11 protein-coding genes are annotated in these 12,786 nt (G+C 73.5%); 4 read left to right on the top strand and 7 right to left on the bottom strand.

Annotated features, from left to right (window positions below):
- Positions 1–268: 268 nt before the first annotated feature.
- From BLP29_RS10005 to BLP29_RS09990, 4 genes are all read right to left on the bottom strand, one after another.
- A complete protein-coding gene (locus BLP29_RS10005) occupies positions 269–1,036 on the bottom strand; it encodes a TIGR03936 family radical SAM-associated protein (protein ID WP_092803538.1) in 768 nt (255 codons plus the stop codon).
- A complete protein-coding gene (locus tag BLP29_RS10000; protein ID WP_243469843.1) occupies positions 1,036–3,039 on the bottom strand; it encodes a TIGR03960 family B12-binding radical SAM protein in 2,004 nt (667 codons plus the stop codon). The genes BLP29_RS10005 and BLP29_RS10000 overlap by 1 nt, the downstream gene beginning before the upstream one ends.
- Positions 3,040–3,155: 116 nt before the next feature.
- Entirely contained in the window at positions 3,156–3,563 is a 408-nt protein-coding gene (gene ndk, locus BLP29_RS09995) for a nucleoside-diphosphate kinase (protein WP_092803535.1), read from the bottom strand.
- 11 nt (positions 3,564–3,574) lie between these two features.
- On the bottom strand, positions 3,575–4,648 hold the full coding sequence (locus BLP29_RS09990; RefSeq protein WP_243469842.1) for a DUF3048 domain-containing protein: 1,074 nt from the start codon (positions 4,646–4,648) through the stop codon (positions 3,575–3,577).
- A 118-nt stretch (positions 4,649–4,766) separates the two neighbouring features.
- Between BLP29_RS09990 and BLP29_RS09985 the strand changes: the two genes are divergently transcribed.
- Together BLP29_RS09985 and BLP29_RS09980 are read left to right on the top strand one after the other, a co-directional pair.
- Positions 4,767–4,991, top strand: coding sequence for a helix-turn-helix domain-containing protein (locus tag BLP29_RS09985; RefSeq protein ID WP_092803532.1), 225 nt, complete (start codon positions 4,767–4,769; stop codon positions 4,989–4,991).
- A 1-nt stretch (position 4,992) separates the two neighbouring features.
- A complete protein-coding gene (locus BLP29_RS09980; RefSeq protein WP_092803529.1) occupies positions 4,993–5,499 on the top strand; it encodes a Clp protease N-terminal domain-containing protein in 507 nt (168 codons plus the stop codon).
- Positions 5,500–5,505: 6 nt separating this feature from the next.
- On the opposite strand, the gene BLP29_RS09975 is transcribed toward BLP29_RS09980, so the two are convergent.
- Complete coding sequence (locus BLP29_RS09975; protein ID WP_092803526.1) at positions 5,506–5,901, bottom strand: DUF4233 domain-containing protein; 396 nt, start codon at positions 5,899–5,901, stop codon at positions 5,506–5,508.
- Complete coding sequence (locus tag BLP29_RS09970; protein WP_207798418.1) at positions 5,898–7,280, bottom strand: bifunctional folylpolyglutamate synthase/dihydrofolate synthase; 1,383 nt, start codon at positions 7,278–7,280, stop codon at positions 5,898–5,900. Before BLP29_RS09970 ends, BLP29_RS09975 begins: the two co-directional genes overlap by 4 nt.
- Before the next feature lie 42 nt (positions 7,281–7,322).
- Here BLP29_RS09970 and valS point away from each other — a divergent pair, with 42 nt between their 5' ends.
- Positions 7,323–9,902, top strand: a complete 2,580-nt coding sequence (gene valS / locus BLP29_RS09965) for a valine--tRNA ligase (RefSeq protein WP_092803523.1) — start codon at positions 7,323–7,325, stop codon at positions 9,900–9,902.
- A gap of 323 nt (positions 9,903–10,225) precedes the next feature.
- Positions 10,226–11,248, top strand: coding sequence for a DUF559 domain-containing protein (locus BLP29_RS09960; RefSeq protein ID WP_092803520.1), 1,023 nt, complete (start codon positions 10,226–10,228; stop codon positions 11,246–11,248).
- A 125-nt stretch (positions 11,249–11,373) separates the two neighbouring features.
- Here BLP29_RS09960 and clpX read toward each other — a convergent pair whose 3' ends face one another.
- Entirely contained in the window at positions 11,374–12,648 is a 1,275-nt protein-coding gene (gene clpX, locus BLP29_RS09955; RefSeq protein ID WP_092803517.1) for an ATP-dependent Clp protease ATP-binding subunit ClpX, read from the bottom strand.
- Positions 12,649–12,786 lie beyond the last annotated feature (138 nt).

Raw genomic sequence — 12,786 nt, 5'->3', positions numbered from 1 at the left:
GGGGCGCGGGGTCGGGCGGGAGCGGTGCGCCGTGCGGCGCGCCGCGGCCCGCATGAAGTCTGTGCCAGGACCCGGCCACGTGATCGGGTCCCGGTGGTGCTGTGCGCAGTGCTGGCGGGTGGAGCTGTGGTGCGAAGGCTGTGGTGCTCAAGGCTGTGGTGCGGTCGTGCGGGGACTGCAGGTGGTGCAGAAGGCTGGGGTGCGCCGCGGCTGGCAGTTCGCGGTGCGGGCGGCGTCGCCGTCGGCCCGAGCGGCGCAACCCTCCGGGTCAGACCGGCTGGGGCTCCCCCTGGCAGCGGGAGCCGGCCTCGCGGTCCGGTCCGAGCGGGTCGGCCACCTCACCGGTGTCGTCGAGCCGGCCCTGCGCCTCACGCACGGCCCGGGGGGGCAACGGCGGGTGCAGGTCGGCGACGGCAGCCAGTGCGGCCAACACGTCGTCCGGTCGTACGGTCGGCGTCACCTGCCGTACGACCACGTGCAGTATGGCACGACCTGCCTCCCCCGACGCCGCAGCCGAGACGACGGCGGCTCGGGCGTCGATGTCCCGCGGGCCGTTCTTGGTGCGCTTGGAGACGGTCACGGTCTCGGCTGCCAGCAGCGTGGAGACGGCGTCGGCGAGCTCGGCCGGGTCGACGCCGGCCAGGTCGATGCGCCAGCGGGTGGCGTCGAGCCGCTCGGCCAGACCACCGGTGCCCTCGGCGGCCTCGACGCACTCCAGGACGTCTATGCCCGGGGGCAGCGAGGCGTCGACGGCGGCGCGCACCGCCTCGGGGTCGCACCGCGCGGACAGCCCGATCTCGACGTACTCGGCCTCCGAGGCCGCCCCCGTCGGCGCCGCGCCCATGTAGCTGATCTTGGGGTGCGGGCTGAAGCCGGCGGAGAACGCCATGGGCACCTGGGCCCGGCGCAGCGCCCGCTCGAGGGCCCGGGCGAGGTCGCGGTGGCTGGCGAAGCGCAGCGGGCCGCGCTTGGTGTAGCGCAGCCGCAGCTTCTGCACGGTGGGCGGTGGGGGCGGGCCGCTGGGCTGGCGGGCCATCAGTGCGTGTGCACCGGGTCGGGCACCGACGCCTCGACGTCGACGTCGACGTCGGCGCGCACCTGCGGCCGGGGCCCGGCGCCGACCGGGGTGAGCGGGATCAGGGAGCGGCCGGTGGGGCCGATCTGGATCTCGGTGCCCATGGTCGGGCAGACGCCGCAGTCGTAGCAGGGGGTCCAGCGGCAGTCGGCGACCTCGTCCTCGTTCAGCGCCTCCTGCCAGTCGTCCCAGAGCCACTCCTTGTCCAGGCCGGACTCGAGGTGGTCCCAGGGCAGCACCTCGTGCTCGCCGCGCTCGCGGGTGGTGTACCAGTCGAGGTCGACGCCGAAGGGCGCGAGCTCCTCGGTGGCCGCGTTCACCCAGCGGTCGTAGGAGAAGTGCTCGCTCCAGCCGTCGAAGTGCCCGCCGTCGCGCCACACCCGCTCGATGACCCGGCCCACGCGGCGGTCGCCGCGGGACAGCAGGCCCTCGATCACGCCGGGCTTGCCGTCGTGGTAGCGCAGGCCGATCGAGCGCCCGATGCGGCGGTCGGCGTTGATGGCGTCGCGCAGGACCCGCAGCCGGTGGTCGATGGTCTCGGCCGAGGCCTGCGACGCCCACTGGAACGGCGTGTGCGGCTTGGGGACGAAACCGCCGATCGACACGGTGCAGCGGATGTCCTTGGAGCCGCTGGCCTCGCGGCCGGCGCGGATGACCTCGACCGCCAGCTCGGCGATCTCCAGGACGTCCTCGTCGGTCTCGGTCGGCAGACCGCACATGAAGTACAGCTTCACCTGGCGCCAGCCGTTGGCGTACGCGGTGGTGACGGTGCGGACCAGGTCCTCCTTGGACACGGTCTTGTTGATCACCCGCCGGATGCGCTCGCTGCCGCCCTCCGGGGCGAACGTGAGCCCCGAGCGCCGGCCGTTGCGGGAGAGCTCGTTGGCCAGGGTGACGTTGAAGGCGTCGACCCGGGTGCTGGGCAGCGACAGACCGGTGTTGGTGCCCTCGTAGCGGTCGGCGAGCTCCTTGGCCAGCTGCCCGATCTCGGAGTGGTCGGCCGAGCTCAGCGAGAGCAGGCCCACCTCCTCGTAGCCGGTGGCCTTGAGGCCGGCGTCGACCATCGAGCCGATGCCGGTGATGGTGCGCTCGCGCACGGGGCGGGTGATCATCCCGGCCTGGCAGAACCGGCAGCCGCGGGTGCAGCCACGGAAGATCTCGACGCTCATGCGCTCGTGCACGCTCTCGGCGAGCGGCACCAGCGGCTGCTTGGGGTAGGGCCACTCGTCGAGGTCCATGACGGTGCGCTTGGCGATCGTGACCGGGACGTCGTCGCGGGTGCGGGTGAACGCCGCGATGGTGCCGTCGGCGGCGTAGCTGGGCACGTAGAACTGCGGCACGTACACGCCCTCGACCCGGGCGAGCCGGGCGAGCAGCTCGGTGCGGCCACCGGGCCGGCCCTCCGCCGTCCAGGCGCTGTGCACGTCGGTCATGTCGCCGACGACCTGCTCGCCGTCGCCGAGCACCGCGCAGTCGACGAAGTCGGCGACCGGCTCGGGGTTGAAGGCGGCGTGCCCGCCGGCGACGACGACCGGGTGGGTCTCGTCGCGGTCGACCGCGTGCAGCGGGACCCCGGCGAGGTCGAGCGCGTCGAGCAGGTTGGTGTAGCCCAGCTCGGTGGCGAAGCTGACGCCGAGGAAGTCGAAGGCCCGCACCGGGCGGTGGTTCTCCAGCGTGAACTGGCCGACGTCGTTCGCGCGCATCAGCCCGGCGAGGTCGGGCCAGACCGCGTAGGTGCGCTCGGCCAGGGCGTCGGGGCGCTCGTTGAGCACCTCGTACAGGATCATCAGGCCCTGGTTGGGCAGGCCGACCTCGTAGGCGTCGGGGTACATGAGCGCCCAGTGCACGCGGACGGCGTCCCACGGCTTGGTCTGGGCGTTCAGCTCACCGCCGACGTACTGGATCGGCTTCTGCACCTGCGCCAGCAGCGGCTCGAGTCGGGGGTACAGGCTCTCGACAGTCATAGCGCTGTCGAGGGTAGTCGCCGCTCGCCGAGGTCCAGACGGGGTCGACTGTGCAGTTGCGGTCGGCAACGCGGGCGGACACGCCGTGGCGGGCGACCGCAACTGCACAGTCGGGGCTACAGCGAGGGGAAGAACAGGCCGATCTCGCGCGCGGCGGACTCGGGCGAGTCCGAGCCGTGGACGATGTTGTTCTGCACCTCGAGGGCGAAGTCGCCGCGGATGGTGCCCGGGGCGGCCTTCACGGGGTCGGTGGCACCGGCCAGGGCGCGGAAGGCCTCGATGGCCCGGGGGCCCTCGGCGACCAGGGCCAGCAACGGCCCACCGGTGATGAAGTCGACCAGCGAGCCGAAGAACGGCTTCTCGCTGTGCTCGGCGTAGTGCTGCTCGGCGGTCTCGCGGGGCAGGGTGCGCAGCTCGGCGGCCACCAGCCGCAGGCCCTTGGCCTCCAGCCGGCCGACGACCTCGCCGACGAGGCCGCGGGCGACGCCGTCGGGCTTGACCAGGATCAGGGTGCGCTCAGTCACGGCTGCGCAGCCTACGGAACGACCGTGACCGCTCCGCTGCCGGTGGGCACGAGCTCGACCCAGGTGGTGCCCGGCGCCAGCAGCACGGGGCTGCCGTCGGGGGCGGCGAGCGTCACGGGGTCACCATCGCCACCCTTGGTCCAGGTGATCGGCACGGTGCGCCCCGCGGTGGCGACCAGGCCCTCGCCGGTGCGCCCGGCGAGCAGCGTCTCGGGGACGGGGTTGCCGGCCGGGTCGACGGCGTCGGTGGCCACGACCTCGACCCGCAGGACGACGACGTTGGTGGCGCTCACGCGCACCCCGTCGGCGGCGGTCGCCGGCGTGCCGGCCTCCGCGCGGGCCCAGCTGCGGGCCACCGGGTCCCAGGTCCAGGACGGCGTGGCGTCGGGCGAGAGCTGCAGGTCCAGACCGGAGGCTGCGCTGCCCTGGGCGATGGTGGTCTGGGTTCCCGCGGTGGGGGCGTAGCCGAACTGGGCGGCCGGCGGGGCCTGGTGCTCGGCGTCGGCGGCGGCGTAGAGCGCAGCCGGGTCGAGGTAGACGTTGTGCGGTGCCTGCCGTGGCCCCTGGCGCGCGAAGCCGTCGTCCCCGGCGTCGAAGCTGAACAGCTGCAGCCCGGACGCCGAGACGGCCGACAGGTACTGCCCCTGTCCACCCGAGGTCGCGAACAGCCCGCGCAGCGGGGCGGCGATGGCGGGGTCCATCGGCCGGGTCGAGCGCACCGGGCCGATGGAGGCCGGCAGCCGCGACTGGTAGACCGCGACGAAGCGGCTGGTGCCGCCCTCGACGACCTGCTCCCAGACGATGTCGGCCTCGGTCAGCCCGGCCTGCGGGCGGGCGATCGGCGGGTTCTCGATCTTCACCGCCAGCGCGGGGCGCGGGTCCACCGCGGCCACCGGGAGCCCGGTGAGCGGAGCGACCGGCTGGGGCGCGGGTGTCGCGACCGGCGCCGCGGTCGTCGCGGGCGCCGCCTCGGTGCTCGTCGGGGCCGCCGCCGGGGCGGCCGCCTCCGACCCGCACCCCGCCAGCAGCACCGCCGCCAGACCCAGGACCGCGGCCCGACGTCGTCCTCGCACTGTTCCTCGCACGCCACACGCTCCCACGGGCCCGGTCGTCCCTCCTCCACCATCGGCGCCCCGCGGCCCGGTCCGGACCCGGCGTCAACCGAGGTTGACACAGTCCACTTCGTCAACCTAGGTTGACGCCATGGCCTCCCCCACCGATGCCGTGGCCACCGCGGCGGCTGCCGACGACCCCGCCACCGGGTTGCGCGGCGTGCGGGCGCTGCGCGAGCTCGCCGACCGCCTCGAGGTGCTCCAGGTCCAGGCAGCCCGCGAGCGCGGGTGGTCCTGGCAGGAGGTCGCCGAGGCCCTCGGCGTCAGCCGGCAAGCAGTCCACAAGAAGCACGCCCGCTCCCGGAAGGAGCCCTGAGGTGTTCGAACGCTTCACCGACGAGGCCCGCGCCACCGTCGTCCGGGCCCAGGACGTCGCCCGCTCGACCGGCGCCGACCGCATCGAGCCGGTGCACCTGCTGCTCGCCGTCGCCGTCGGCGAGGGTCGTGGCGCCGCCGCCCTGCGCGCGGCGGGCCTCGACGCCGTGCGCGCCCGCACGGCCGCCACCGCCGCCGACGACGTGGCCCTGTCCGCGCTGGGCGTCGACCTCGACCTGGTCCGCGCACGGGCGGAGCAGACCTTCGGCGCCGGCGCCCTGGACCCCCGCTCGCGCCGCGGGCACCTGCGGTTCGGCGGGTCGGCCAAGCGCGTGCTGCGGGAGGCCCTGCGGGCCGAGGTGGGCCAGGGTCGCCGCCGGCTGGACGACGGCTCGGTGCTCCTGGGCGTCCTCGAGGTCCGCGACGCGGTCGTGGCCGCGGTGCTGGCCGACCAGGGCGTGGACCCCCGGGCGGTGCGGGCGGACCTCACCGGGGCCCGCGCCGCCTGAGGTGGACTACCTGGGGTCAGGTGCCCCGGGCGGGTCGGGCACCGGCCCGAACGGCGACCCGACCAGGTCCTTGCGGATCTGCAGCAGGTACAGCCACACCAGCAGGAAGATCCCGCCCACGAACCACATCGCGTTCGAGTAGAGCCCGGTGAGCAGCAGGGGGACCTGAAGCACCGTACCGATCAGCAAACCCTGCGGACGCCGCTGCAGCCCGCTGGACAGGATGAGCACCACCGAGAGCGCGAGCAGCACGGTGAGCCGCACCCAGCCGAGGCCGTCGGACTGCACGATCCCGCGCGGCACGAACAGCACCGCGATGCCCTCCAGCAGCAGCACGGCCGCGGCTGCCCCGGAGAGCGCCTTGGCCGCCCGGGCCGGGTCGGCCGCGCGCGGAGCGGTCACTTCTTCTTCCCGCCCATGAGGGTGCGGGCCTCCCCCGCGGTCACGACGCTGCCGGTGACCAGCACGCCGGAGCCACCCAGCGCGTGGTCGCGGCCGGCCTCGGCCAGCTCGATGGCGGCCTCGAGGGCGTCGAACAGCTGGGGGTGCACGCTGACCCGGTCGGCGCCGAACACGTCGACGGCCAGGGCGCCCAGCTCGTCGGCCGGCATGGCCCGAGGCGAGGTGTTCTGGGTGACCACCAGCTCGGCGCACAGCGGTTCGAGCTCGGCGAGCATGCCGGCGACGTCCTTGCCGCGCACGCAGCCCACGACGCCGACCAGGCGGGTGAAGTCGAAGGACTCGCGCACCGCCTCGACGGTGGCCCGCATGCCCGCCGGGTTGTGCGCGGCGTCGACGAGGACCGACGGCGAGCTGCGCACCCGCTCGAGCCGCCCCGGCGACCGGACGGCGGCGAACGCCTCGCGCACCACCTCGGGGTCCACCGGCCCGCTGGCCGCACCGGCGCCCAGGAACGCCTCGACGGCGGCGAGGGCGACGGTGGCGTTCTGCGCCTGGTGGGCACCGAAGAGCGGCAGGTAGACCTCGGGGTACTCCCCGCCCAGCCCCTGGATGCGGATCTGCTGACCCCCGACGGCGACCCGGCGCTCGAGCAACCCGAACTCGGTGCCCTCGCGGGCCACGGTGGCGTCGACCTCGACGGCCCGGCGGACCAGCGCCTCGAGCGCGCCGGCCGGCTGGTGCGCCAGCACCGCGACGACGTCGGGACCGGGCACGCCGTCCTCGGTCGGCGGCGCGGGCTTGATGATGCCGGCCTTCTCGGCCGCGATCGTGGCGACGTCCGGGCCGAGGTACTCGGCGTGGTCCATGGAGACCGGGGTGACGACGGCGACGCGCGCGTCGACCACGTTGGTGGCGTCCCAGGTGCCGCCCATGCCCACCTCGACCACCGCGACGTCGACCGGGGTCTCGGCGAAGGCGGCGTAGGCCATGGCGACCATGACCTCGAAGAAGGACATCGGGACGTCGGAGGAGCCGTCGACCATCTGCACGTAGGGCGCGATGTCGTCGTGCACCTCGACGAAGCGCTCGGCGTGGATGGGCCGCCCGTCGACGACGATGCGCTCGCGCACCGACTCCAGGTGCGGACTGGTGAACCGGCCCACGCGCAGGCCGAACCCGCGCAGCAGCTCGTCGACCATGCGCGCGGTCGAGGTCTTGCCGTTGGTGCCGGTGACCTGGATGACCGGGAAGGCCTTGTGCGGGGAGCCGAGGAGGTCGAGCACGGCCGAGATGCGGGTGAGGCTGGGTTCCAGCCGGCTCTCGGGCCAGCGGGCGAGCAGCTCGGCCTCGACCCGGGCCTCGTCACGGGAGGTGGTCACTCCGCCCAGGATGCCAGTCGCGGCCCTTCCTAGGATGAGGGCATGTCCACAGACGTCACCGCCCCGGGCACCGTGCCCGACAAGCCCACCCTCGACGGCCTCGAGGCCAAGTGGGTAGCCGCGTGGGCGCGCGACGACGTCTACGGCTTCGACCGCGAGGCCGCGCTCGCCGCGCCCCGCTCGCAGACCTTCGCCATCGACACCCCGCCGCCGACCGCGAGCGGGTCGCTGCACGTCGGGCACGTGTTCAGCTACACGCACACCGACATCGTGGCCCGCTACCACCGCATGACCGGCAAGCACGTCTTCTACCCCATGGGCTGGGACGACAACGGCCTGCCCACCGAACGCCGGGTGCAGAACTACTACGGCGTGCGCTGCGACCCCTCGCTGCCCTACGACGCCTCGTTCACCCCGCCGGAGAAGGCGGGGAAGGACCAGGTGCCGATCAGCCGGCGCAACTTCGTCGAGCTGTGCGAGCAGCTCACCGCCGTCGACGAGGCCGAGTTCGAGAAGCTGTGGCGCCAGGTCGGCCTGTCGGTCGACTGGGGCAACGTCTACCGCACCATCTCCGAGTCCTCGCGGGCCACCGCGCAGCGGGCGTTCCTGCACAACCTGGCCCGCGGCGAGGCCTACGCGCAGGAGGCGCCGACCCTCTGGGACGTCACCTTCCGCACCGCCGTGGCGCAGGCCGAGCTCGAGGACCGCGAGCGTCCCGGCGCCTACCACCGGGTCGCCTTCGCCGGCCCCGACGGCCCGGTGCACATCGAGACCACCCGCCCCGAGCTGCTGCCCGCGTGCGTCGCGCTGGTGGCCCACCCCGACGACGAGCGGTACCAGCCGCTGTTCGGGCAGACCGTGCGCACGCCGCTGTTCGGCGTGGAGGTCCCCGTGGTCGCCCACCGCCTGGCCGAGAAGGACAAGGGCTCGGGCATCGCGATGATCTGCACCTTCGGTGACCTCACCGACGTCATCTGGTGGCGCGAGCTGCAGCTGCCCACCCGCGCGATCATCGGGTGGGACGGCCGGCTGCTGCCCGACGCCCCCGACGGCGTGCCCGCCGAGGTGTACGCCGAGCTGGCCGGCAAGACCGTGTTCAGCGCCCAGCAGCGGGTCGTGGAGCTGCTGCGCGAGTCCCGCGACCTCGAGGGCGACCCGCGGCCGATCAACCACCCGGTGAAGTTCTTCGAGAAGGGCGAGCGGCCCCTCGAGATCGTCACCACCCGCCAGTGGTACATCCGAAACGGCGGCCGCGACGCCGACCTGCGCGCTGCGCTGGTGGCCCGGGGCCGCGAGATCCAGTGGGTGCCCGAGCACATGCGGCACCGCTACGAGAACTGGGTCGAGGGCCTCAACGGCGACTGGCTGATCAGCCGGCAGCGCTTCTTCGGCGTCCCCTTCCCGATCTGGTACCGCCTCGACGAGGCCGGCGAGCCCGTGTTCGACGAGCCGCTGCTGGCCCCCGAGTCGGCCCTGCCGGTCGACCCGTCCTCCGACGTGCCCGAGGGCTTCACCGAGGACCAGCGCGGGGTGCCTGGCGGGTTCATGGCCGACCCCGACGTCATGGACACCTGGGCCACGTCGTCGCTGTCGCCGCAGGTCGCCTCGGGCTGGGACACCGACCCCGAGCTGTTCGCGCACGTCTTCCCGATGGACCTGCGCCCGCAGGCGCACGACATCATCCGCACCTGGCTGTTCTCCACGGTGGTGCGCGCGCACTACGAGCAGGGCCAGGTGCCCTGGACGCACGCGGCCATCTCCGGCTTCGTCGTCGACCCCGACCGCAAGAAGATGAGCAAGTCCAAGGGCAACGCCACCACGCCCATCGACGTGCTGGAGAAGTACGGCACCGACGCCGTGCGCTGGCGCGCCGCCGGGGCCCGTCCGGGGGCCGACTCGCCGTTCGACGAGGTGCAGATGAAGGTCGGCCGCCGGCTGGCCATCAAGCTGCTCAACGTCGGCAAGTTCGTGCTCGGCAGCCTCGGCGCCACCGCCGACCTGGTGGGCGCCGACGTCACCGAGCCGGTGGACGCCGCACTGCTGGCCCGGCTGCGCACGGTGGTCGAGGAGGCCACCGCGGCGATGGAGGCCTACAACTACACCCGGGCGCTGGAGGTCACCGAGACCTTCTTCTGGCAGTTCTGCGACGACCACGTCGAGCTGGTGAAGACCCGGGCCTACGGCGAGGACGGCGGCCCCGCCGAGGGTGCCGCGTCGGCCAAGGCGGGCCTGGCGACCACGCTGTCGGTGCTCAACCGGTTGCTGGCCCCGGTGCTGCCCTTCGCCGCCGAGGAGGTCTGGTCGTGGTGGCAGAGCGGGTCGGTGCACCGCGCCGCGTGGCCGACCACCGACGAGCTGCCCGCGGGCGGCGACCCGGCACTGGTCGGGGTGGCCGCCGAGGCGCTCGCCGCGATCCGGAAGGCGAAGAGCGAGGCCAAGGTGTCGATGCGCGCGCCGGTCGAGTCCGCCGTCGTGCGCGCCCCGGAGGCGTCGGTGGCGCTGGTCGAGGCCGTGCGCCGCGACCTGGTGGCCGCCGGGATCATCACCACGCTGACGGTGGAGCCCGCCCAGGGCCCACTGAGCGTCGACGTGGTGCTCGCCGAGGTCCCCGCCGCGGAGTAGCCCGCGCCGGCGCTCAGCGCTGCGCGCTCAGCGAAGCGTTGAACTCCGGCGGCCCAGAACGCACCTTGTTCTGGGCCCCCGGGGTTCACAGATCCCTGCCCGGGGCCGGTGAACGCCGGCCGCGCTCGCTCCGCTGCGGGTGGGGGTGCGGGTGCGGGTGCGGGTGCGGGTGCGGGTGCGCCAGCAGCGCACTCCACGTGCGGACAGGGCGCCACTGCACCCCGTGCGGGTCCGTGGCCCTCGATCCGGGCCGTCGGGGTTCGACGTCCGCGTTGTCCACAGGGGCCGAGCGGGGACGGCGCCCGATCGGTCAGGGTGCCGGCATGCACGCGCTCTCGTCCCTGCTGCCGCACGGTGCCGCCCGCCGCGACGAGGTCACGCTCGCCGCCAGCTCGAGCAGCGTCACCCGATGGCTAGCCGACGGCGACCTCGTCCTCCCCCACCCCGGCGTGCTGGCGCTGCCCGGCCGCATCCGCGAGTGGGACGTCCGCGCCCGAGCCGCCACGCTGTGGGCCCATGGACCGCTCAGCCACCAGTCGGCTCTGGTCCACCTCGGGCTGCTCCCCCGCGACACCGGTCCGATCCACGTCACCGTGCCCGCCGACCGCTGGCCCCGCGGGTCCGACGACGTCCTCGCCCACCGCACGACGCTCCCCATGGCGGTCCTGCACCACCGGGGGCCGGCCGCCGGCCAGGGGCGGTCGCCGTCTGTGTCCGCGCGCCTCGCGGGATCACCCGCGGCAGACCGCGAACCCCCGACGTCCGGCCGCCCCGAGGCACTGCCCGTGCTCGGTCTGGCCCGCAGCCTGGTCGATGCGTGGGCGTGGGCGAGCTGCACCAGGCTCAACCCGAGAGCAGCGATCGACATGACCACCGTCCGGCATGCGCTGATCGGCGCGGTGCGGGACGGGCAGGTCGAGGTCGCGGCCGTGCGGGCGGAGTCCGCCGTACAACGGACGCACGCCGGACGCCGCACGCTCGAGCAGCTGCTCGGGTTGATCGAGGCGGGGTGCCAGAGCGAGCTCGAGGTGTTCGGCCTCCTGCACGTGCTGCGCATCCCCGATCTGCCCCGGTGCGTGCATCAGCACGAGGTCGCACTGCCGGGCGTGCGGGCTCGCCTGGACGCCGCCTGGCCCCACCTTCGCGTGGCCGTCGAGCTCGACGGGCACCGCTTCCACAGCAGCCGGGCCGACCGCGAGCGGGACATGCGCCGGGACACCGCCCTCGCTGCGGCGGGCTGGGTGGTGCTCCGGTTCAGCCACGCGCGGCTGACGACCGACCCCGAGGGGTGCCGCCGGGAGATCGAGCTCGTCCTCCGCCGTCGCGCCCACGAACTGGCTGCCTGACGACTCGGCCAGGGTGGTCAGTACCCGGGCCGCGAACGTCGATGGCCCAGAACCGGGTGGGTTCTGGGCCATCGGCGTTCAGAGCTCGTGCACCTACAGGGGCGGCGCGGCGGCCGCCGGGAGGGTCAGGCGGACTTCTCGCGGCGCTCGCGGACGGGCTTGCGGGGCACGATGGTCGGGTTGACCCGGTCGAGGACGACCTCGCCGGTGATGACCACGGTGGCGACGTCGTCGCGGCTGGGGATGTCGTACATCACCGACTGCAGCACCTCCTCCAGGATGGCACGCAGCCCGCGGGCACCGGTGCCGCGCAGCAGCGCCTGGTCGGCGATGGCCTCGAGGGCGTCGTCGGTGAACTCGAGCTCCACGCCGTCGAGCTCGAAGAGCTTGCGGTACTGGCGCACCAGCGCGTTCTTCGGCTCGGTGAGGATGTTGATCAGCGCGGTGCGGTCGAGCTTCTGCACCGTGGTGATGACCGGCAGACGGCCGATGAACTCCGGGATCATGCCGAACTTCAGCAGGTCCTCGGGGAGCACCTGTGCGATCGCGTTGGCCTCCTCGATCTCGGCCTTGCCGCGCACGGCCGACCCGAAGCCGATGCCCTGCTTGCCGGTGCGCGCCTCGATGACCTCCTCGAGACCGGCGAAGGCGCCACCCACGATGAACAGCACGTTGGTGGTGTCGATCTGGATGAACTCCTGGTGCGGGTGCTTGCGCCCGCCCTGCGGCGGCACCGAGGCGGTGGTGCCCTCGAGGATCTTCAGCAGCGCCTGCTGCACGCCCTCGCCGGACACGTCGCGGGTGATCGACGGGTTCTCGCTCTTGCGGGCGATCTTGTCGACCTCGTCGATGTAGATGATGCCGGTCTCGGCGCGCTTGACGTCGTAGTCGGCGGCCTGGATCAGCTTCAGCAGGATGTTCTCGACGTCCTCGCCGACGTAGCCGGCCTCGGTGAGCGCCGTGGCGTCGGCGATCGCGAAGGGCACGTTGAGCATGCGGGCCAGGGTCTGCGCCAGGTGGGTCTTGCCGCACCCGGTGGGGCCCATCAGCAGGATGTTGGACTTGGCCAGCTCGACGTTCTCGTCGCGGGAGCCGCGCTCACCGCCGGCCTGGACCCGCTTGTAGTGGTTGTAGACCGCGACGGCGAGCGTGCGCTTGGCCTTGTCCTGGCCGATCACGTACTGCTCGAGGAAGTCGTGGATCTCCTTGGGCTTGGGGAGCTCGTCGAACTTGAGGTCCGAGGACTCGCTGAGCTCCTCCTCGATGATCTCGTTGCACAGCTCGATGCACTCGTCGCAGATGTAGACCCCGGGGCCAGCGATGAGCTTCTTGACCTGCTTCTGGCTCTTCCCGCAGAAGGAGCACTTGAGCAGGTCGCCGCTCTCACCGATACGTGCCACCTGGCTGACCTCCGTGTCACAACGGGCCTGCGGGGAAGCGCAGGACCCTGTTCGTCATCCCTGATCACCCCGCCGGCGGCGGGCCTCGTGCACGAGCCGGCGGGTGCCGGGGATCGGGTGTCCGCCGACCGTACCGGC

The organism is Klenkia marina (genome assembly GCF_900101025.1).
GTDB classification, from domain to species: domain Bacteria; phylum Actinomycetota; class Actinomycetes; order Mycobacteriales; family Geodermatophilaceae; genus Klenkia; species Klenkia marina.
Note: the sequence above shows the minus strand (reverse complement) of the source record. Positions and strands in the feature narration are given on the sequence as shown.